This is a genomic window from Pseudomonas sp. LS44, from assembly GCF_024730785.1.
Classification (GTDB): Bacteria; Pseudomonadota; Gammaproteobacteria; order Pseudomonadales; family Pseudomonadaceae; genus Aquipseudomonas.
In genome coordinates this window covers 1,311,644-1,333,406 of sequence record NZ_CP102830.1, presented here as the reverse complement: position 1 = coordinate 1,333,406, position 21,763 = coordinate 1,311,644, and the positions used below count along the sequence as shown (strand labels likewise).

Genomic DNA, 21,763 nt, shown 5'->3' with positions numbered 1-21,763 from the left:
GCGAAAATAGGCAAAAATACACCAACTTATTTGTTTATTAGATAATGGCCCCTTACTCTCTGACCGAGGCGCCGACTCAGCCGGCGCATTCGACAGGAGCTGACGATGAAAGCCCCCCGCGTGACCCTGGATCAATGGCGCACCCTGCAAGCGGTGGTCGATAACGGCGGATTCGCCCAAGCCGCCGAGGTGCTGCACCGCTCGCAATCCTCGGTGAGCTACACCGTGGCACGCATGCAGGATCAACTTGGCGTGCCGCTGTTGCGGATCGACGGCCGCAAGGCGGTGCTCACCGAAGCCGGCGCCGTGCTGCTGCGGCGCTCGCGGCATCTGGTCAAGCAGGCCAGCCAGCTCGAAGACCTTGCCCATCACATGGAGCAAGGCTGGGAAGCCGAAGTGCGTCTGGTGGTCGATGCCGCCTATCCGATCGCGCGCCTGGTGCGTGCCCTCAGCGCCTTCATACCGCAGAGCCGCGGCTGTCGCGTGCGCCTGCGCGAAGAGGTGCTGTCGGGTGTCGAGGAAGTGCTGCTCGAAGGCGTTGCCGATCTGGCCATCAGCGGCCTGAATATTGGCGGTTATCTCGGCGAAGAGTTGAACTCGGTGGAGTTCGTCGCCGTTGCCCATCCGCAACATCCGCTGCATCTGCTGCAACGGGAAGTTACTTTTCAGGATCTGGAGGGCCACCTGCAAGTGGTCATCCGTGACTCCGGCCGTACCCAGCCGCGCGATGTCGGCTGGCTTGGCGCTGAACAGCGCTGGACGGTCGGCAGTTTGGCCACGGCATCCACCTTCGTCGCCAGCGGCCTGGGCTTTGCCTGGCTACCGCGCCATCTGATCGAACGCGAGCTGAATGAAAGTGTGTTAAAGCCGCTGCCGTTGGATCAGGGTGGCAGTCGCAGGCCCAGCTTCTACCTTTACTCCAATAAAGAGAAAGTCCTTGGGCCGGCAACGCAGATCCTCGTCGACCTGATCAAGAACTTTGACAACGCACCTCTGGATGCACCGTTCGCCTCGCCCCTGCCGACCATCTGAGCGCGTTGAGGATCACCATGTCCTATTTCGACTACCAAGGCTGCCAACTGCACTACGAGGAATATGGCCACGGTGCTCCCGTGCTGCTGGTTCACGGTTTGGGTTCCAGTACGCTGGATTGGGAATACCAGATCCCCGCCCTCAGCCCGCACTATCGGGTCATCGCCCTCGACGTGCGCGGCCACGGTCGCTCGGCCAAACCCCGCGAGCGCTACAGCATCGCCGGCTTTGCCGAGGACGTAGCGGGACTGATTGAGCACCTTGGAGTCGGCCCGGTGCATCTGGTCGGCATCTCGATGGGCGGGATGATCGGCTTCCAGGTCGGCGCCGACTATCCGGCGTTGCTGAAAAGCCTGACCATCGTCAACAGCGGCCCGGAAGTGAAGGCGAAAAAGCCCAGCGATTACCTGATGATTGCCCAGCGCTGGACGCTCTCGCACCTGCTCAGCCTGGAGAAAATCGGCAAGGGCCTCGGCCGCATCCAGTTCCCCAAACCGGAACAAGCCGAACTGCGCAGCAAGATCGAACAACGCTGGCCGCGCAACGACAAGCGCGCCTACAACGCCAGTCTCAACGCGATCATCGGCTGGGGCGTGCGAGAGCACCTGGCGCGCATCACCTGTCCTACCCTGGTGATCAGCGCCGACCACGACTACACCCCGGTCGCGCAGAAAGAGGCCTATGTCCAAGAGTTGCCGAACGCGCGTCTGGTCGTCATCGACGATTCGCGTCACGCTACGCCGCTGGACCAACCGGAACGCTTCAACACCACCCTGCTCGACTTCCTCGGCGAAGTTGAAAACACCCAACAATCCTAGAAAGAGCCCTCACGATGCTACGAAAACTCGCTCTCGCCGCCTGCGCCCTGCTATTCACCGGCAACCTCCTGGCCGCCTCCACGCCAGCTGCGAACCAGTCGCCGCATGTGCTGCTAACCACCAGCCTCGGCGAAATCGAAATCGAGCTGAACGCGACCCAAGCACCGATCAGCGTGAAGAATTTCCTCGCCTATGTGGACAGCGGCCACTACGACAACACCATCTTCCATCGGGTGATTCCCAACTTCATGATCCAGACCGGCGGCTATGACACCGACATGGACGAGAAGAACACCCAGGCGCCGATCAAGAACGAAGCCGACAACGGTCTGCGCAACGTACGTGGCACCCTGGCCATGGCCCGCACCCAGGTGGTCGACTCGGCCACCAGCCAGTTCTTCATCAACCAGAAGGACAATTCCTTCCTCGATCACGGCGGACGCGATTTCGGTTACGCGGTGTTCGGCAAAGTGGTGCGCGGCATGGATGTAGTCGACAAGATCTCCCAGACCCCGACCACCTACCGCGCCGGCATGCGCGACGTACCGGCCAAGCCGGTGCTGATTCTCTCGGCCAAACGTCTCTGATCGTCCATCCGCGGCGCCCCGTGCGCCGCTCTACGGCTCGCTAGCCACGCTCCATCGGCTGGCGCGGCGGTTAGCGTGAACCATGATCTTCCGATACTTCGAACAGCTGATCGATTTCTTCCGCCCCGACCAAGGCGATATGCCGCCGAGCAACGTGTGGCGTTTCTACCTGCATTACCTGCGCCAGGTGTGGCCGAGTTTCGCCGTGCTGCTGGTGGTCGGTCTGATCGTCGCGCTGATCGAAGTGGCGCTGTTCAGCTTCCTCGGCCGCCTAATCGACCTGGCCCAGACCAGCGGCAGCGGCAGCGGCAGCGATTTCTTTCGCCTGCACCGCACTGAGCTGATCTGGATGGCCGTGGTCGCCTTGATCCTGCGTCCGCTGTTCAATGGCCTGCACGATCTGCTCACCCATCAGACGATCAACCCCGGTCTGACCACCCTGGTGCGCTGGCAGAACCACAGCTATGTGCTCAAACAGAGCCTGACGTTTTTCCAGAACGACTTCGCCGGGCGCATTGCCCAACGCATCATGCAGACCGGCAACGCCCTGCGCGATTCCTTGGTGCAGGCCACCGATGCGCTCTGGCATGTGCTGATCTACGTGATCAGCAGCCTGGTGCTGTTCGCCGAGGCGGACTGGCGCCTGATGCTGCCGCTGTTGCTGTGGGTGTTCGCCTATGTTGCCGCGCTGGGCTACTTCGTCCCGCGGGTCAAACAGCGCTCGGTGATCGCCTCCGAATCACGCTCGCGGCTGATGGGCCGCATCGTCGACGGCTACACCAACATCACCACCCTCAAGCTGTTCGCACACACCCGCCTGGAACAGGACTACGCCCGCGAGGCGCTGCTCGATCAAACCCACAAAAGCCAGCTGGCCGGTCGCGTCGTCACCGGCATGGACGTCACCATCACCTGCCTCAACGGCGTGCTGATCACTGCCACTACCGGCATTGCCCTGTGGCTGTGGAATCAGGGTTTGATCAGCGTGGGGGCCATCGCTCTGGCCACCAGCCTGGTGATTCGCATCAACAATATGTCCGGCTGGATCATGTGGGTGGTCAACGGCATTTTCGAGAATATCGGCACCGTGCAGGACGGCATGCAAACCATCGCCCAGCCGCGCACCGTGCTCGATCGGCCGGGCGCCGAAGCACTGCAGGTGAGCCGCGGGGATGTGCGCTTCGAGGGCATCCACTTTCACTACGGCAAGAGCACGGGGGTGATCGGCGGACTCGATCTGCACATCCGCGCCGGCGAAAAAATCGGCCTGCTCGGCCCTTCCGGCGCAGGCAAATCGACCCTGGCTAACCTGTTGCTGCGTCTCTACGATCTGGAGCAGGGACGCATCCTGATCGACGGCCAGAATATCGCCCACGTCAGCCAGGAAAGCCTGCGCGCGCAGATCGGCCTGGTCACCCAGGACACTTCGCTGCTGCACCGTTCGATTCGCGACAATTTGCTTTACGGCCGACCCGACACCAGCGACGCGGAACTCTGGGACGCCGCCCGCAAGGCCCGCGCCGATGGCTTCATTCCGCAGTTGTCGGATGCTCAGGGGCGCACTGGGCTGGACGCGCACGTCGGTGAGCGCGGCGTGAAACTCTCCGGCGGCCAACGCCAACGTATCGCCATCGCCCGCGTGCTGCTCAAGGACGCGCCAATCCTGATCCTCGACGAAGCCACTTCGGCGCTCGACTCGGAAGTCGAAGCAGCGATTCAGGAGAGTCTGGAAACCCTGATGCAGGGCAAGACCGTGATCGCCATCGCCCACCGCCTATCGACCATCGCCCGCATGGATCGTCTGGTAGTGCTCGATCAAGGCCGCATCGTCGAAAGTGGCAGCCACAGCGAATTGCTCGCTTACGGCGGCCTCTATGCGCGCCTCTGGCAGCACCAGACCGGCGGGTTCGTCGGGGTGGAGTGACTAGGTTCTGTACGAAAACTACCTACGCTCGGTGATGCTGCGTTAAAAACAGGCTCGGACTGCTCATTTACAACTCGTAAACTCCGCGTCCTCGCCTGTTTTTGCCTTGCCTGACCTTCGCTCGGTGACTTTTCGTACAGACCTAGTGGCCTGTTTGGTTAATTCAGTTAGTCAATTTCGGCGCCTGAGACCCTGATACTGCGTTACCGCTTCTCGCCATAGCCCTGCTATGACTCGTCGCGGCGCCTTGTCTCAAAGCCTCAGTCATCCGAACTTGAGATAATCAATCAACCGCACAGGCCACTAGCAGGCCGTTGAAAAATGTAGCGAGCGAAGGTTAGACAAGGCGAAATCAGGCGAAAAAGCGCAGTTTACGAGTGGTAAATGAGCATTTTGAGCCTGATTTCAACGCGGTATAACCGAGCGCAGTAGTTTTTCAACGGTCTGCTAGGTGCATTGCGACAAGATTCGCCTGCAATTTCATGACATGTGACGAACGGTCGCACCCCCTCAAGCACGGGCGATTGCCGGTGCCTGCCAGCACGCTGAATAGGACCAAAGTCCGGAGCCTGATGAACTTCCCGGCTCTCCCCGGTCAGATGAAGCCCATGTAAGCGAAACCCAACAGAGGAACAAAGCCTTATGAAAATGGCCTCGGTTGTCAGCGCCGTGATCTCCAGTCTAGCGCCCAGCGTATTCGCCCAGGACGGCGTACAAACTCCCGGCGCGGGCCTCCCCGTCGAGGAATACCACTACGGGATGGAAATCGATGTACAGAAGGTGCTGCACCGCACCGACACCTCCAACCAAACTGGCGCCGTGCCGGTGACCCTGGTCTATGAAGACAGCGAGGGCGAGGTGCACAAGATTCGTTTCCTCGAATGGGGCGGCAGCACCGCCACCACCCCCACCAGCATTGCCTGATCAGCCCTGGCGATAGGGAAGCAGGCCGCCCGCCTCCTCGGCGTAGGCCTGCACCCCGACGCGCTCCTGCCGTAGGAAGTCCGCCACCGCCGCGCGCAAGCCCGGATGGCTGAGGTAATGCCAGGAGCGGGTGATTTCCGGTTCGAAGCCGCGAATTAGCTTGTGCTCGCCCTGAGCACCGGCGTCGAAGCGACACAGACCGTGGGCGATGGCGTAATCCATGCCCTGATAGAAACAGGTCTCGAAATGCAGCCGGTCGAACTCGGCCAAGCAACCCCAATAGCGGCCGTAGAAGCTCTCGCCATCCACCAGGCTGAACGCCATCGCCACCGGCCGCGTGCCCTGTCTGGCCAGCACTACGCGAATCACAGCGGGCAGGCGCTCGGCGAGCAGGCTGAAGAATTCGCGTGTCAGATACGGCAGTTGGCCACGCACATGGTAGGTATTGGCGTAGCAGGCGTAGACAAAGTCCCACTCTGCTTCGCTCAGTTCGTGACCCTCGCGCCAGTCGAAGTCGATACCCTGCCCCACCACCTGTTCGCGTTCCTTGCGCACCTGTTTGCGCTTGCGCGAGGCCAGGCTGTCGAGAAAATCCTGGAAATCCCGATAGTCGCGGTTGTGCCAATGAAACTGGCAGCCGAGGCGCTCCAGCCAGCCCTCGCGCTCACCGAGCAGACTATCGGCCAGCGCGTCGGTGAAGTTGACATGCACGCCGGACAAACCTTCCGCCGCTAAGCCACTGACCAACTCATCGAGCAACTCCCCAGCAGCCTGCGGCACGCCGAGTAGACGCGGGCCGCGCACCGGGCTGAACGGCACCGCGCCGAGCAACTTGGGGTAATACGCGATGCCGGCGCGCTGGCAGGCATCGGCCCAGCCATGATCGAACACATATTCGCCGTAGGAATGGCTCTTGCGATAGGCCGGCAACGCGGCGAGCAACATGCCCTGCGCATCGATCAGCAGCCGATGCGCCGGCTGCCAGCCGCTGCGCCCTCCGACGCTGCCACTGTCTTCCAGCGCCGAGAGAAAGGCGTGGCGCAGGAAGGGCTGCGGCTCGGGCAACAAGGCGTCCCAGGCGTGCGCTGGCAAGGCGGACAGCGAATCGAGAATTTGCACGGGCATGAACAGCATCCAGGGGCTTACGACGGCAGATCCCACCAATCTGCGCATGATAGCCCTGCGCCGCTCCCGCAGCCGCCGAAAAACCGTAGCCGGGATGCAATCCGGGTCAGGGGCCAGCGATCCCCCGGATTGCATCCGGGCTACCTTACGGCGCTAATCCGCCGGAAAAGGCTATGTCTCGGTCACCTGCAGGGACGTACAGGCCATGGGGCGATGATTCGTAGGGTGGGTTAGCCGTAGGCGTAACCCACCGAGCAGGCTGGACGCCGGTGTCCGAGATGGCACCGCTGGTGGGTTACGCCGCTACGCGGCTAACCCACCCTACAAAAGCGATGCGCAACACTTAACGGGGACATAGCCATAAAAAAGCCCCGCACGAGGCGGGGCAATAAAGGAGCGGAGCAGATGAAGCGTGTTGCTTAAAACGCGTATTGCAGACGCATCACGAAGCCATCGCCATCGTCGTCACCGACGCGGTTGGTGATCTTGTCGGTCTTGGCCATGGTGTACATAGCGCCGACCTTGACCGCTTCGTTGGCGTACCAGTTCACACCCAGGTTATGCACTTGGGCTTCGGTATCGTCGGCCGCGCGAATGTAATTGGTCGCGGTGACGGCCACGTCGTTGTCAGCCGAGATGTTGTCGTAGCGGTAATAGACTTCCCAGGCGCCGATTTGCTTGTTGGCCGGTTTGATCGAGTCGAATTTGCCGAGCTTGTAGCCACGCGCTTCGCCGGTCAGGGTGTAAGCGGCTTGGACGTAGTAGCCAGTCGCTTCCAGATCGGATTGCACGCCGGCCGATTCGGTCTCACGCTTCATCCACTCGCCCTGCAGGGAGAACGGGCCGGTTGCCCAGGCAGCTTCCAGACCCCAGGCCGAATCGTCGTCCCAGAAACGGTTGGCGGCGTTGGTGCCAGCGAAGATCGCTCGGTTGCCATTCGCCCCGGCATCGTTGCCGCCGGTGGTTTCCACGCCACGCATGCCCAGACGGGAGCGGTAGCGCACATCGGCGGCGGTCACGTCGTCCAGGCTGCGCTGGGCGAAGTTGGCACCAAAGTGCAGCACCTTGCCGGCTTCGGCCATCGGTGCGATCACACCACGCAGGTTGACCTGTTTGACGCTGTCGCCGTCGGCGTCGTTGATGTCCTTGGAGAAGGCACCAGCAGAGGCGTACGCCCAGTTGCTGTAGGTATAGGCCGCTTGTGCGCCCATGCCGTTCTGGTGGCCGTTGGTCCAGTCGACGATGTCATAGAAAGCGTTACGTTCGAGAGCGGTCACCCACTTGGAGCTGGTGGCTTTTTCCAGGCCGAATTCCGGGTCGAAGCGACCGAACTTCAGGACTACCGGGCTGAAACCGGTGTAGGCAATCGACGCTTCGTCGAAGTAGCCGTCGTCGGCGCTACCGGAGTTGTGCGAGAAGTCGTAGTTGATCTGATAAGCCCAGTCGGTGAACGCAACGCCACCGATTTCCAGGAAGGCACGGCGGAAGTACGCGGCGTCGGCAGTGTTGCCGTTGCCGGTATAGAAACCGTCGAAGCGACCGTAGTCAGCCTGCAGACGGCCGCCGACTTTGAAACCGAATGATTTATCGGTGGTCGCCACTTCCAGGCCACCCTTGGTCTTGACAACGATGTCGGCGCCGTCAGTGGTTACGGTACCGGCGAAAGCCTGGGCGGAAACGGCCAGGGCCAGAGCGCTGGCAGCGAAACCGACGAAGTGCTTGCGAATCATCAAGGAATTCCCCTATTGGTCTTTAGCGTTGAAAACACGCAGGCATCTGGGCCGTTGGTGTTGGAGGGGAATCTTGGCGACGGGTTATTGCAGCGAGGTTGCCGTTATATAAATGTTTTATGACAAAGGAACTTTCTTACTTCGACGGGAAATAACAGTCCGCAGGATGGATCGGGCCGCGCAGGTTGAGCCTGCGATAGCCATCGTTGCGATGGCTCAACCTATCCTACGAGCTAGGGAAACCATGAGAGCTAGGGGAACACTAGCTCCAGGCTGCTGGCGAAACGCCGCGGTTCGCCGCTTAGCGGATCGTCGAAGACCAGTTCCTGAGCCAACAGTTGTAGCGACCGCTGGTAATCGTCCGGGCCGTCGGGCGTGTCGGTGAGATGCGGATAAAAGCCATCGTGCAGAATCGGCGCGCCGAGCGCAGCCATGTGCACGCGCAACTGGTGCTTCTTGCCGGTGACCGGAAACAGCGCATAGCGCCACCAGTCATCGCGCCGCTCAAGCACCTCGATGCGGGTCAGCGTATTCGGCTCGCCTGGCACTTCCTGCATGCGAAAGAACGGCTCGCCAGCCTCCAGCCGGGTGGCGCGCTGTAGAGGGAAATCCAGAGACGGCAACGGCGCAGCGATGGCCTGATAGGTTTTATCAATGCGCCGCTCACGGAACAACGCCTGATACTGCGCGCGACTGGCAGGATTGGCCGAGAACAACACCAGCCCGGCGGTATGCCGGTCGATGCGATGCAGCGGCACCAGTTGCTCATTGCCTAGACGCCGGGTCAGACGCGCCTGCAAGGTTTCTTCGACATACTCACCGGCCGGCATCACCGGCAGAAAATGCGGCTTGTCGGCGACCACCAGATGCTCGTCGGCATACACGATGCTCTCGACGAACGGGATAGGCGTTTCGTTCGGCACCTCGCGAAAATAGCGCACGCGCAAACCGACTTTGTAAGGATGCAACGGCCCAATCGGCTGCCCGTCGGCATCCAGCACCCGGCCGCGGGCCATGCGTTCGAGCCATATCTCGCGGCCAATCGCCGGAAAATGTGCGCACAGGCAGTCCAGCACGGTCGCCCAGGAGCCCGCGGGCAGGTGCAAGGTACTAGGGCGAACAGAGCTGGCGCTGGACATAGGACATACCGGGAAGATGGCCTGGCAGTATATCGACTGGATGCTCGCCAAAGCTGCCGCCCTGGCGGAATGAAACTATCGTCAATGCCATATCCACGCGGAGATGCATGCATGCCCACTGACGTCGAAGCCAATCATCAGCAAACCTTGCTCGATGCCACCCGCGAGCCAGCAGCGGCGTCCTGGCAGGACGACCATCGGCGCCTGCGTCACCTGCCGCGTGCGGTGCAGTTCGTCATCGCGGCCACGGCGATTCTTGGCGTGACCATGGCCTTTGTCGGTCACCTGGTATCCAGTCGCATCGAGCACGCATCGGCGGCCAGCGCCGGCGAAGCGGCGGCCTTGTATATGGAGGCATTTCTTGAGCCCTACGTGCAGGAACTGGCGCACTCGGACAGCCTGTCACCGGAAAGCATTGCGCAGATCAGGCGCCTGATGAGCAGTACCTCGCTCAAGCAGCACATCGTCTCGATAAAAATCTGGGGCGCGGACGGCCATGTGCTGTACAGCACCGACCCGACCGAGCAGCTCAAGCACTACCACAAGACCGAGATCGCGCAGGCACTGCGTGGCGAGATCGTCACCAGCCTCAGCAGACTGGATGATGAGGACAACACCTACGAGCGCAGCCTGCAGGTGCCGCTCTACGAAACTTACGCACCGCTGCGCCAGTTCGACAGCGGGAACGTTCTTGCGGTCGGCGAGTTCTTCGAGCGCAAGCACGAGATCAGTGCGCTGCAGCAGGAGGTCTGGCTGGTGATCGGCGCCGCCACGCTGGGCATGATCGTGCTGCTGTTCTTCATCGTCCGGCGTGGCGATCTGATCATCGACCGCCAGCAAATCGCCCTGCGCCGGCAGATGCAGGAGCAGGAGCAGCTGTATCACCAGAACGTGGCCCTGCAGGAAAAAATCACCGTCGCCAACCATGAGTTCTCACGGGTCGGCGAGCTGATCCTGCGCCGTCTGGGCGCCGACCTGCACGATGGCCCGGCGCAATTGCTGACCTTGATTCTGCTGCGCCTCGACGAACTCGGCGAGCTGCAAGAGCGTCATCGGCAGAGCCACCCGCACGACGACAGCGACGCGCTGGAAACCATCCGCAGCGCCGCCCAGGACGCCCTGAGCGAAGTCCGCAACCTGTCGCAAGGCCTGGCGCTGCCGGAAATCAACGACCTGACCCTGAGCGAGGAGCTGCGCCTGGTCGCCCGGCGCCATGAACAACGCACCAATACCCTCGTGCACTTGAGCCTGGAGCAACTGCCCGAACAGCTGCCACCGCTGTACAAGATCTGCATATACCGCTTCGCCGAAGAGGCGCTCAACAACGCCTTTCGGCATGCCGCCGGCAAAGATCAGCGGCTCAGCGCCAGCTATCGCGACGGCACGCTGGAAGTGGCGGTGGAAGACAACGGCCCCGGTTTCACTTCCCTGGAACCGACCCCGATCGGCCGCGGGCGCTCGCGCCTGGGCTTGGTGGGCATGCGCTATCGGGTCGAATCGTTGGGCGGCTTGTTCAAGGTCGAGTCGGCTCCGGGCCAAGGCACCCGGGTCAGCGCGCTGTTTCGGCTGTAACGCGGCTCAGGACTTTTCGTCCGTCTCACGGGTGGGCTGGAGCAGCAAGCCGAGATCGGCCGCGCGCGCATTGGCCCAATGCTGACGGGCCGCGCTAACGGCCTCGACCCGGTTACGGGCGTGCAGCTTGGTCATCACGCTGGTCATGTGATGTTTGACGGTTTTTTCGCTGAGACCATACCTATCTGCCACTTCGCGATTGGTGAGACCCTCGGCGACCGCACGGATGATGTCGTCCTCGCGCGGCGTCAGCTCCACCTGACGACTGCCGGCTTCATTCGGGCGGAGCAGATTTGCCAGTAGGTGCTGGGCGAATTGCGGGGTGATGAACAACTCGCCAGCGGCAACATTCTGTACTGCTTGGACTAACTCTGGACCGCTGCTGCCCTTCAGCACATAGCCCTGGGCACCGGCTTCCAGCGCCGCATACACATCTTCCTCGGCTTGCGAAACGGTCAGCATCATCACCTTAATCGCCGGGTAGGTGGCACAGATGTCGCGCACTGCCGCAAAGGTATCGCCAGGCATGTTCACATCCATCAGCAGCACGTCGGGTTGCTGGCGCGCGGCAATCTCGCGGGCTTCGTCAGCCGAGCCGCCCTGCTCCACCACCTCGAAGCTTTTCTCCCGCGCCAGCGTTACGGCCACGCCCTGACGCAGGAGCGGATGATCGTCAACGATACAAATGCGTAACTTGGCCGCCATGTGTGTCTCCCCTTCTGAATACGAAGCCCCACCGGGCGAATAATTGGAGTATGCGCCAGATTCGCCGAGCGTCTACCACCGTCAGACGCTGCCGCTGACGATGACTTCGTCGGCTTCCAGCACGGCGGGCAAGCGCTCGCGGAGGAACTCGACCCAGGTCTTGATCTTGGCATCCAGATACTGCCGCGACGGGTACAGGGCATAGACATTCAAGCGCTGCAGACGATAGTTGGGCAGCACCCGCACCAGGCTGCCGTCGCGTAGGCCATGGATGGCCGAATACACCGGCAGCACACCAATCCCCATGCCACAGCGGATCGCCTCGGTCATGCTATCGCCAACGTTGACCTGAAATGGCGAACTGCCCAGGGTGATCATTTCCTGGCCGAACGGCCCGTCGAACTCCCATTTATCCAGCGACAGCACCGGACTGAGCAGACGCAGGCAATCATGCTCGCTCAAGTCCGCCAGCGCTTTGGGCTGACCGCGGCGCAGCAGATAGTCCGGCGATGCGCAGAGAATGCTGTAGGTCTTGCCGATGCGCTGCGAGACAAGGCCGGAATCGGGCAGCTCACGAGCCACCACGATGGCCATATCGTAACCCTCGTCGAGCAGGTCGGGCATGCGGTTGGCCATGGTCAGATCGACCGTCACGTCGGGATAAAGCTGGCGATAGTCGGCAATGGCACGAATAACGTAATGCTGGCCGATGCCAGTCATCGAATGCATTTTCAGCCGGCCTGCGGGCCGCGCATGAGCATCACCGGCTTCGGCTTCGGCCTCTTCGATGTAGGCGATGATTTGTTCGCAGCGCAGCAAATAACGCTGCCCTGCTTCAGTCAAGGCGATGCGCCTTGTAGTACGGTTGAGCAGACGCGTGCGCAGATGGGTTTCAAGGCTGGCGACCGCGCGGGAAACATAGGCGGTGGTAGTCGCCAGCTGAACAGCCGCCGCCGTGAAACTGCCGGTTTCCGCTACGCTGACGAAAGCGCGCATGGTTTGCAAAGTGTCCATCGACGGCCCGAATTCGAAAAGGAAAGCGTGATTGTGACCTACACGCCCTCAAAGATTATTGCAGTATTGGCAATAAACAATCGCAAATTGCCCCGTTTATACCCGGGTTCGTCGCTCTCTAAAATTGCGCCAGTGCTGGGGTTCGGCACGGCCTCTTTTCTCACCTCCTCAGGATCATCAGTGTCCCTTCGGCTGAAACGCGGACTGACCTTCGTCGGCTCCTTTGTGGTTGTTTCCCTGATCGCCGGCTGCATGAGCACTGGCGGTATCGCCCCCCGTCAACAACAGCTGGCCGCCGATCAACTGGCCACCGACACCGCCATCCAGTCTGCCAACCGCGATGCCGGCTGGCCGCAGGAGCGCTGGTGGATGGCATATGGCGATCCGCAGCTGAATGCCTGGATCGACAACGCCGTGCACAGCAGCCCGACTCTGGCGGTCGCCGCCGCGCGCATCCGTCAGGCGCTGGCCATGGCCGGCGCGGCGGAAGCGGCCGAGTCGCCGCAGGTCAATGCTGAGGTGAAGATCCAACGGCATAAATGGCCCACCGACTTTTTCTATGGTCCTGGCGAACTGGCCGACACCTCCACCTGGAACAACGAGGCGGCGCTCGGCCTGAGCTATGCCCTGGACCTCTGGGGTCGTGATCGCAGTGACAGCGAGCGAGCGCATAATTTCGCCCGCATGGCCGCCGCCGAGGCGCGGGTGGCGCAGCTGGAGTTGGAAAGCAATATCGTGCGCAGCTACGTCAAGTTGTCGCTGCAATACGCCGAGCTGGACATCGCCCACGCCATGCTCCAGCAACAGCAGGAAATCCTCGCCTTGGCCGAGGATCGGTTGTCCGGTGGCCTGGGCACCGATTTCGAGGTCAGCCAGGCGCAAGTGCCGCTGCCGGAAACGCGGCGCAAGATCGAAGCGCTGGAAGAAAGCATTGCCCTGACTCGCAACCAACTCGCCGCCCTGGCTGGCAAGGGTCCAGGTGCCGGCGCCAGCTTGCAGCGTCCGCGTTTGCAGTTCGCTGGCCAGATCGGTTTGCCATCGAGCGTGCCGGCCGAGCTGCTTGGTCGCCGTCCGGATGTGGTCGCCAGCCGCTGGCGGGTCGCCGCCACCGCGAAGGGCGTGGATGTCGCGCGGGCCGGCTTCTACCCTAACGTCGATCTGCTCGCCAGCGTCGGCTTCAATGCCGTCGGCGGCGGCATGCTGGAATATTTCAAAAGCCAAAAGTTCAATTACAGCGTCGGACCGGCCGTCACCTTGCCAATCTTCGACGGCGGCCGTCTGCGCGCCGAACTGGGTGAAAGCTCGGCGGCCTACGACGCAGCTGTGGCGCAGTACAACCAGACTCTGGTGACCGCGCTGAAGAGCATTTCCGACCAGCTGATCACCCTGCGTTCGATGGACCAGCAGGCACAGTTCGCCGCGCAATCGGTGCAGGCCGCGCAAACCGCCTATCAGCTGGCGCGCGAAGCCTATGACGGCGGCCTGACCGATTACCTGAATGTGCTGCAAACGCAGACCAGCCTGTTCCAACAGCAGCTCACCGAACAACAAGTCCAGGCTTCGCGACTGGCCGCCCATGCCGACTTGCTGGTGGCGCTTGGTGGTGGCCTGATGGGCAGCGGCGACACCCCGGCGCCGGCCAAACTGGTGCCCGAAACAGTGCCGGTGCAGGCCCGCTGATGAATGGACAGCTCGGTCGCCCGCTTGCCGCGCCGCTCGGCGAAACGCTGCGGCGGGCCTGCTACGAATGGGCGCGTACCGATGGTGTGACCTGGATCTACATCGCCAAAGTGCTCATCGCGGTGTTTCTCACCCTGTGGCTGGCCATGCGCCTGGAGCTGCCACAGCCGAGCACCGCCTGTATCACCGTGTTTATTGTCATGCAGCCACAGAGCGGCCAGGTGTTCGCCAAAGGCTTCTACCGGCTGATCGGCACTGTCATCGGCCTCAGCGTGATGATGGTACTGATCGCCCTGTTCGCTCAGGAGCGCGTGCTATTCCTGCTCACCGCCGGGATCTGGATCGGCCTGTGCACCGCCGGCGCCGCGCGCTATCGCGACTTTCGCGCCTATGCCTGCGTGCTGGCCGGCTATACCGCAACGCTGATCGGCGTACCGGCTACCACCGCGCCGGATACCGCTTTCATGCAGGCCATCTGGCGCCTGCTGGAAATCTGCCTGGGCGTCGGCGTCGCCACCTTGGTCAGCGCGGTGATCATTCCGCAGAGCGTCGGCGCGAGCATGCGCAATGCGCTGTACGTGCGCTTCGGCGCGTTCAGCGCGTTCATGCTCGACAACCTGCGGCACAAGCTCGATCAGCGCGCGTTCGCCAGCGGCAACATGCGCTTTGCCAGCGAGGCGGTCGGCCTGGAAGCGATGCGCAGCGCGAGCAGTTTCGAGGACCCGCACATGCGTCTGCGTAGTGGCAGACTGGCGCGTATGAACAACGAGTTCATGGTGCTGACCACGCGTTTCCACGCCTTCCACCGGCTCCGCGAACGCCTGCTCCTGCAGGGCGACACGCGCCTGCTGGAGGCCCTGCAACCCTGCCTCGAACCGCTCGAAGAATTGCTCGGGGAGTTACGCGACCGGCCGCTGACCGATAGCAATGCGGCCGTGCTGGCCGAGCGCCTGAGCCTCTTGCGCGAACAGCTGCGCCCGCAAATCCGCCAGGCGCGCGCCGCACTGGATGCCAACAACGCGACGCAGTTGCTCGACTTCAACAGCGCCAGCGAGCTGCTCTACCGCCTGGTCGATGACCTGCATAACTACAGCCTCACCCACGCCTCGCTGGCCGCCCGTCACCACGAGCGCGAGCAGTGGGACGCCAACTTCAGCACCAAGGCCAACCCGCTGGCCGCAGCTGTCGCCGGGGTGCGCACGGGGATGATGATCATCCTCTTCGGCGCCTTCTGGATCGTCAGCGCGTGGCCCAGCGGCGCCATGTTCGCCCTCAACGGCGTGGCAATCCTGGCGCTCGCCTCGTCCTCGCCGAACCCGCCGAAGATGGCCGCGCAGATGGCCATGGGTACCGCGCTGTCGGCGGTTCTGGGCATCTCCCTGAATATTTTCGTAATGCCGCTGATCGACGGCTTTCCGCTGCTGTGCCTGGTGCTCAGCCCGGTGTTCGTGTTCGGCATCTTCCTCAGCACCCGGCCGCAATGGGCGGGTTACGGCGTGGGCATGCTGATTTTCTTCTGCGTCGGCGCGCTGCCGGCCAACCCAATCGCCTACAACCCGGCCGGACTGTTCAATAACTACCTCGCCCTGGTGCTGGCTCAGGGGCTTTCCGCCGTCGTAATCGCGGTATTCCTGCCGCCCAACAGTCCGTGGCTGTGGCGCCGCCTGCATCGCGACTTGCGCCAGCGTGTGGTGTTCGCAGTCAGCGGGCCCGCGCCGGGGCTGGTGGCGAATTTCGAGAGCGGCACGCGCGACTTGCTTAACCAGGCCTACGGCCTGGCCGCGAGCCGCCCTGACGTGCAGAGCGACCTGATGCGCTGGGCGTTTCTGGTCCTGGAAATCGGCCATGCGGTGATCGAGTTGCGCCACGAGCAGGAACGCCTGCCGGCCCTGCCCCGCTATGCCGAAGCCACGGCCTGGCGCCAGGCGATTCGCGCACTGGGCCGCTCGCTGATCCGCCTGTTCGTCAAACCCAGCGCCGACAATCTGCAACGTGCCCTGAGCATGCTCGACCAGGCCATCGCCAGCGTCCACGCCAACGCCGAACCCGATGCGCAGCCGTTCGACGACGCTCCGCTGCGCCGCGTGCAAAGCTATCTGCATTTCATCCGCTCAGCACTGCTCGACCCGCACTCACCGCTCACCGAGCGCGTCACCAAAGGAGTTCCACATGCCGCGTGAAGTGGCTTTGCATGGGGTCTACGTGCCTACCGTGACCTTGCTGTTCGTCCTGGCCCTGGTACTGGCTTGGGGCCTCGACCGGTTGCTCGCCTGGGTCGGCCTGTATCAGTTCACTTGGCACCCGGCGTTGTTTCGTGTGTGCCTGTTCGCCTGCCTGTTCGGCGGCATGTCGCTGTTTGTCTATCGCTAATACGAGCCCGACCATGACTCTCAAATCCATCTTCAGCGTATTGGCCACCGTGATCATTCTGCTGATGGCCGTATTGATCGGCCGCAGCCTGTGGACCCACTACATGGACTCCCCCTGGACCCGCGACGGACGCGTGCGCGCTAACGTGATCAACGTTGCCGCGGATGTCTCCGGGCTGGTGATCGAGGTGCCGGTGCGCGACAACCACGACGTGAAAAAAGGCGACCTGCTGATGCAGATCGACCCGGAACACTACGAGATCGCCGTGAAACAGGCCGAAGCCCAAGTCGCCTCGCGCAAGGCCACCCTGGACATGCGCCGCGCCAACGCCAAGCGCCGGGCCACCATGGATAACCGCGTGGTGTCGCGCGAGAGCCTGGACGATGCCAGCAACACCGCGGCGGCCGCCGAGGCCGATTATCAGCAGGCCCAGGCCGCACTCGAAGGCGCCCGCCTCAACCTGACGCGCACCCGCGTGCTGGCCCCAGTGGACGGCTACGTCACCAACCTCAATGTGCATGCCGGCGATTACGCCCGTGCCGGAGAGGCCAAGCTGGCGATGGTCGATCGCAACTCCTACTGGGTTTACGGCTATTTCGAAGAAACCAAGTTGCCCCATCTGCGTGAAGGCGATCCGGTGGAAATCCAGCTGATGAGCGGCGAAAAGCTCAAAGGCCATGTCGACAGCATCGCCCGCGCCATCTACGACCGCGATAACCCGCAAAGCCGCGAGCTGACCGCCGACGTCAATCCAACCTTCAACTGGGTGCGCCTGGCCCAGCGCATTCCGGTGCGCATCCACCTCGACGAGATACCCGAAGGCGTACTGCTGGCAGCCGGAATGACCGGCACGGTGATCGTCACGCCACAACGTGGCGACACGGCCACCACCGCTCCAACACATTGACCAGGATCAACAAGCGGGCCGCGAACAGCGCGTAGTCTTACTTTCGTACCAGGTTGGAACTCCCTCCCATCAACCTGATGTTTTGGCCTTTCCTCGCAGCGTTCGCGCTGGTTGTCGGGGAAAGGCCGTTTTATTTGCGAGGTAGTCGATGCGCAGCCCCCTCTATGCCTTCGTTCGCAGCAGCCTGATCCTGCAGATTCTCATCGGCCTGTGCGCCGGCATTGCCCTCGCCCTACTCTGGCCTGCCGCCGCGCTGAAAGTCGGCCTGCTCGGCACGGTGTTCGTCACCGCGCTGAAGTCCGTCGCGCCGATCCTGGTGTTCGTCCTGGTCACCGCCGCCATCGCCAATCACCGTCAAGGCCAGCAAACGCATATAAAGCCCATTCTGCTCCTCTACGCGATTGGCACCCTGGCTGCGGCCTGGGTCGCGGTGGTGGCTAGCTTCCTGTTTCCCTCGCACTTGACTCTGGCCCACCCGGCGACCGAACTGGTGGCCCCCGGCGGTATCGCCGAGGTGCTGCAGAGCCTGTTGCTGAGCGTGGTGGACAACCCGGTGCGGGCGCTGACCCAGGCCAACTTCATCGGCATCCTGGCCTGGGCCATCGGCCTCGGCGTCGCCTTCCGCCATGCCGGCGACAGCACCCGCGAGCTGCTCAACGACCTCGCCAGCGGCGTCTCGCTGATCGTCAAACTGGTGATTCGCTGCGCGCCGCTGGGCATCTTCGGCCTGGTCGCCGCCACTCTGGCAAAATCCGGGTTCGGTGCCTTGCTCGGCTACCTGCACCTGCTCGCCGTGCTGCTGGGCTGCATGGTGGTCGTTGCCCTGGTGGTCAATCCGCTGATCGTGTTCTGGAAGATTCGCCGCAACCCCTACCCGCTGGTATTCACCTGCTTGCGCGAGAGCGGCATCACCGCCTTCTTCACCCGTAGTTCGGCTGCCAACATCCCGGTGAACATGCAGCTGTGCGAGCGCCTCGGCCTGCACGAGGACACCTACTCGGTGTCGATCCCGCTCGGCGCGACCATCAACATGGCTGGCGCGGCGATCACCATCACCGTGTTGGCTCTGGCGGCCGTGCACACCCTCGGCATTCAGATCGACCTGCTCAGCGCCCTGCTGCTCAGCGTGGTCGCCTCAGTCAGCGCCGCCGGTGTCTCCGGCGTGGCCGGTGGCTCGCTGCTGTTGGTACCGCTGGCCTGCGGGCTGTTCGGCATCTCCAGCGACATCGCCATGCAGGTGGTGGCGGTCGGTTTCATCATCGGCGTCCTGCAGGACTCGGCGGAAACTGCGCTGAACTCCTCCACCGACGTGCTGTTCACCGCCGCCGGCTGCCTCAGCGGTGAGATCGTCGAAGCGCAGCCGGAGGCAATCACCCCGCCGGCGGAATAAGTGCGCAGCGGGCCTCGCCATCACCACCCCTGAGGGCACGGACCTATCGACTCGGCCAATATTTGAGACCTTGGCGCCAGCGCTTACACTGAGCGAAATGGACCGCAGTCGCCTTCCGCCAATCTGCCTTGCGCTCGGAGTCTCGATGAACACCACCCGTTGGTTGCTGGCCGCGCTGTTGGTCGGCCCGACCTCGACGGCCTGGGCCGCCACCATCGTCAAGTGCGTCGACCGTGTGGGCAACATCACCTACACGGAAACCCGTTGTCCGCCCGAACAGGCGCTGGACAAGGTGATGCAGATCCACAACGACCGGCCGAGTGGCGATGGTCCCGCGGTGCCGCTGGCCACGCCACGGCCGCCCGAGCCGCCGCAGCCACAAGAAGTCCGCAAACCGCAGCCCAGCCCGCAACAGGCGCCGGAGCAGCCGGTCGAAGAGCAGTACGACGACAACGGCAGCTATGGCAGCAGCTACGACTATTACAACCCTGGCTACATCCATCGCCCCCGTCCGCGGCCGCCCTATCCAGATCACTATCCTCCGCCGCATCCACCCCGGCCCTTGCCGCCACCACACCCGGTCGAACCACCACGCCCCGCTCCCCAAGGCGTTGGCGCGCCGCGTAATGCGACGAAACATACCGGGCCGAGCATGAGTGACGAGGAACCGGGCGGCCGCCGCTAGTGCGCTTTCGGGCCGCTGGGGTCGACCCGCCAGCCCGAATAGCCCTGCCAGCGTCTCCATCGAACCGTGCAAAGCGATATCCATGCAGCGCTACTCGGGCTAGCAGGCCGTTGAAAAATGTAGGCGAGGCAGCCGAGACAAGGCGCAACGCAGCGAAGCGGAGTAACAGCCGAAGGCTGGCCCGCAGGGCGAGCGTAGCGAGTCAAACGGCCGAAAAAGCGCAGTTTACGTAGTGTAAATGAGCATTTTTAGGCCGTTTTTAACGCAGTATCGGCAACGTAGGTAATTTTTCAACGGCCTGCTAGCCTATGGTCCCCTTTCCCAGATGGATGACGCCATGTCCGCCGAAGCTCCCACTCCGTTCGAGGAAAATCCCCTGAGTGCTGCCGAAGTGCGCGTACTCGGCAGCCTGATCGAAAAGCAGGCAACCACCCCGGAAAGTTACCCGCTGACCCTCAATGCCCTGGTGATTGCCTGCAACCAAAAGACCAGTCGCGAACCGGTGATGAACCTCACCCCCGGCGTAGTCGGCCAGGCCTTGCGTAACCTCGAAGGCCACGAGCTGGTGCGTCTGCAAATGGCCAGCCGTGCCGACCGCTGGGAGCAACGCATCGACAAGAAGCTCGAGCTAGTGCAGCCGCAGCTGGCGCTAATCGGTCTGCTCCTGCTGCGCGGCCCGCAGACGATCGGCGAGTTGCTAACGCGCAGCAGCCGCTTGTATGCCTTCGAAGACAACGAGCAAGTCCAGCATCAATTGGAACGCCTGATCGGTCGCGGCTTGGCCATGCTGGTCCCGCGCCAGAGCGGCCAGCGCGAGGATCGTTACCTGCACCTGCTGGGCAGTGCGGGCGATCGCGATGAGCTGATTGCCAACCAGGGCAGCGATGCCCCGGCGGCGGGCGGCGGCAATGCCCAGTACGAGGAGCGGCTGCAGGTGCTGGAAGCCCGGGTGGCGGAGCTGGAAGAAAAGCTCGCGAGGTTGGAAAGCGAGTAGAGAAAGCGGATTGCGGATAACGGAATATCCGCCCTCGCCCTACGCCATCTGCGTAATCGTCTTGCGGAACCGCCGCAGTGCCGCCAGAAAGAACACCGTGCCAATCGCCAGGATCGCCAGCAGCTGCGGCCAGACGATGGCGAGGTCGGCGCCGCGATAGAGGATCGCCTGCGCCAGGCTGACGAAATGGGTGGTCGGCGCCAGCTCCATGATGTGCTGCACCAGCACCGGCATGCTTTCGCGCGGGGTGGTGCCACCGGAGAGCATCTGCAGCGGCATCAGCACCAGAATGGTCAACAGGCCAAGCTGCGGCATCGAGCGCGCCACCGTGCCGAGGTAGATACCCATCGACGTGGTGGCGAACAGGTGCAGCGCCGCGCCTACCAGGAACAGCGCCAGCGAGCCGCCGAGCGGCACCGCCAACCAGCCCTGGACCACCACCACTAGCGAAAAGGCCGCCGCAACGAGCACCACCGTTCCCATCGACCAGACCTTGGCGAACATGATCTCGAAGGTCGTCAGCGGCATCACCAGCAGGTGTTCGATGGTGCCGTGCTCACGCTCGCGGATCAGCGCCGCGCCGGTGAGGATGATCGACAGCATGGTGATCTGGTTGATTACCTCCATTACCGCGCCAAACCACGCCTGGGTCAGGTTCGGGTTGAACTCCATGCGTACTTCCATATCCACCGGCATCGCCGCTTCGGCGCGGTAACGGCTGACGAACGCGCGCACCTCGGCACCGACGATATTCTGGATGTAGCCGGCTCCGGAGAAGGCCTGGGCGGTCTGGGTAGCATCGACGTTGACCTGGATCGCCGGCTGCCGGCCGGCCAGCACGTCGCGCTGGAAGTCCGGCGGGATATCCAGGGTGAAGGTGTACAGACCGACGTCCATGCCACTGTCCATCTGCGTGTGGTCGATCATCTCCGGCTTGCGGAAGTACGGCAGCTGGAAGGCGTTGACGATGCGCGAGGAGAGCTGCGACTGGTCCTCGTCGACAATGGCAATGGGCGCGTGATGCAGCGTTTCCGGCACGCCAGTGGCCGAGCTGTAGACACCCAGACTGAAGGACCAGATGATCAGGATCAACATTGCGTAGTCGCGGCCCAGGCTGCGGAATTCCTTGATGCCGAGGTTAAAGATATTCGCCAGTTTCCTCACCGT

The 21,763-nt window shown here is 62.7% G+C and carries 19 protein-coding genes; 13 read left to right on the top strand and 6 right to left on the bottom strand.

The window, feature by feature from the left end; all coding sequences use genetic code 11:
• Positions 1-105 precede the first annotated feature (105 nt).
• From NVV93_RS05970 to NVV93_RS05950, 5 genes are all read left to right on the top strand, one after another.
• Complete coding sequence (locus tag NVV93_RS05970; RefSeq protein WP_258253527.1) at positions 106-1,032, top strand: LysR family transcriptional regulator; 927 nt, start codon at positions 106-108, stop codon at positions 1,030-1,032.
• A gap of 17 nt (positions 1,033-1,049) precedes the next feature.
• On the top strand, positions 1,050-1,850 hold the full coding sequence (locus NVV93_RS05965) for an alpha/beta fold hydrolase (RefSeq protein WP_258253526.1): 801 nt from the start codon (positions 1,050-1,052) through the stop codon (positions 1,848-1,850).
• A 14-nt stretch (positions 1,851-1,864) separates the two neighbouring features.
• A complete protein-coding gene (locus NVV93_RS05960; RefSeq protein ID WP_258253525.1) occupies positions 1,865-2,437 on the top strand; it encodes a peptidylprolyl isomerase in 573 nt (190 codons plus the stop codon).
• A gap of 82 nt (positions 2,438-2,519) precedes the next feature.
• The gene (locus NVV93_RS05955) at positions 2,520-4,361 is read left to right on the top strand and encodes an ABC transporter ATP-binding protein (RefSeq protein ID WP_258253524.1); all 1,842 of its coding nucleotides are present in this window, start codon (positions 2,520-2,522) and stop codon (positions 4,359-4,361) included.
• A 642-nt stretch (positions 4,362-5,003) separates the two neighbouring features.
• Positions 5,004-5,285, top strand: coding sequence for a DUF2790 domain-containing protein (locus NVV93_RS05950; protein WP_258253523.1), 282 nt, complete (start codon positions 5,004-5,006; stop codon positions 5,283-5,285).
• Here NVV93_RS05950 and NVV93_RS05945 read toward each other — a convergent pair whose 3' ends face one another.
• The 3 genes from NVV93_RS05945 to NVV93_RS05935 form a co-directional block, all read right to left on the bottom strand.
• Positions 5,286-6,410 carry a GNAT family N-acetyltransferase gene (locus NVV93_RS05945; protein WP_258253522.1) on the bottom strand — a complete coding sequence of 375 codons (1,125 nt, stop codon included), beginning with the start codon at positions 6,408-6,410 and terminating at the stop codon, positions 5,286-5,288. It abuts the gene before it with no gap.
• Between the two features lie 419 nt (positions 6,411-6,829).
• Positions 6,830-8,140, bottom strand: a complete 1,311-nt coding sequence (locus NVV93_RS05940) for an OprO/OprP family phosphate-selective porin (protein ID WP_258253521.1) — start codon at positions 8,138-8,140, stop codon at positions 6,830-6,832.
• A 251-nt stretch (positions 8,141-8,391) separates the two neighbouring features.
• Positions 8,392-9,279 carry an RluA family pseudouridine synthase gene (locus tag NVV93_RS05935; RefSeq protein ID WP_258253520.1) on the bottom strand — a complete coding sequence of 296 codons (888 nt, stop codon included), beginning with the start codon at positions 9,277-9,279 and terminating at the stop codon, positions 8,392-8,394.
• A 111-nt stretch (positions 9,280-9,390) separates the two neighbouring features.
• Between NVV93_RS05935 and NVV93_RS05930 the strand changes: the two genes are divergently transcribed.
• Complete coding sequence (locus NVV93_RS05930; RefSeq protein ID WP_258253519.1) at positions 9,391-10,851, top strand: sensor histidine kinase; 1,461 nt, start codon at positions 9,391-9,393, stop codon at positions 10,849-10,851.
• A 6-nt stretch (positions 10,852-10,857) separates the two neighbouring features.
• On the opposite strand, the gene NVV93_RS05925 is transcribed toward NVV93_RS05930, so the two are convergent.
• Positions 10,858-11,556 (bottom strand): response regulator transcription factor, encoded by a 699-nt coding sequence (locus NVV93_RS05925; protein ID WP_258253518.1) that lies wholly within the window; start codon positions 11,554-11,556, stop codon positions 10,858-10,860.
• Between the two features lie 81 nt (positions 11,557-11,637).
• Positions 11,638-12,570: a LysR family transcriptional regulator gene (locus tag NVV93_RS05920; RefSeq protein WP_258253517.1), complete on the bottom strand. Its 933-nt coding sequence runs from the start codon at positions 12,568-12,570 to the stop codon at positions 11,638-11,640.
• Between the two features lie 252 nt (positions 12,571-12,822).
• On the opposite strand from NVV93_RS05920, the gene NVV93_RS05915 reads away from it, so the two are divergent.
• The 7 genes from NVV93_RS05915 (at position 12,823) to NVV93_RS05885 (ending at position 20,596) form a co-directional block, all read left to right on the top strand.
• Positions 12,823-14,250 (top strand): efflux transporter outer membrane subunit, encoded by a 1,428-nt coding sequence (locus tag NVV93_RS05915; protein WP_258254296.1) that lies wholly within the window; start codon positions 12,823-12,825, stop codon positions 14,248-14,250.
• Positions 14,250-16,430, top strand: a complete 2,181-nt coding sequence (locus tag NVV93_RS05910; protein ID WP_258253516.1) for an FUSC family protein — start codon at positions 14,250-14,252, stop codon at positions 16,428-16,430. The genes NVV93_RS05915 and NVV93_RS05910 overlap by 1 nt, the downstream gene beginning before the upstream one ends.
• A complete protein-coding gene (locus NVV93_RS05905; RefSeq protein WP_258253515.1) occupies positions 16,420-16,620 on the top strand; it encodes a DUF1656 domain-containing protein in 201 nt (66 codons plus the stop codon). The genes NVV93_RS05910 and NVV93_RS05905 overlap by 11 nt, the downstream gene beginning before the upstream one ends.
• Before the next feature lie 13 nt (positions 16,621-16,633).
• Positions 16,634-17,527 (top strand): HlyD family secretion protein, encoded by an 894-nt coding sequence (locus NVV93_RS05900; protein WP_258253514.1) that lies wholly within the window; start codon positions 16,634-16,636, stop codon positions 17,525-17,527.
• 148 nt (positions 17,528-17,675) lie between these two features.
• Positions 17,676-18,917, top strand: a complete 1,242-nt coding sequence (sstT, locus tag NVV93_RS05895) for a serine/threonine transporter SstT (protein WP_258253513.1) — start codon at positions 17,676-17,678, stop codon at positions 18,915-18,917.
• Between the two features lie 145 nt (positions 18,918-19,062).
• Entirely contained in the window at positions 19,063-19,602 is a 540-nt protein-coding gene (locus tag NVV93_RS05890; protein WP_258253512.1) for a hypothetical protein, read from the top strand.
• A gap of 337 nt (positions 19,603-19,939) precedes the next feature.
• Positions 19,940-20,596, top strand: a complete 657-nt coding sequence (locus NVV93_RS05885) for a YceH family protein (protein WP_258253511.1) — start codon at positions 19,940-19,942, stop codon at positions 20,594-20,596.
• 39 nt (positions 20,597-20,635) lie between these two features.
• Here NVV93_RS05885 and NVV93_RS05880 read toward each other — a convergent pair whose 3' ends face one another.
• On the bottom strand, positions 20,636-21,760 hold the full coding sequence (locus NVV93_RS05880; RefSeq protein WP_258253510.1) for an ABC transporter permease: 1,125 nt from the start codon (positions 21,758-21,760) through the stop codon (positions 20,636-20,638).
• Positions 21,761-21,763 lie beyond the last annotated feature (3 nt).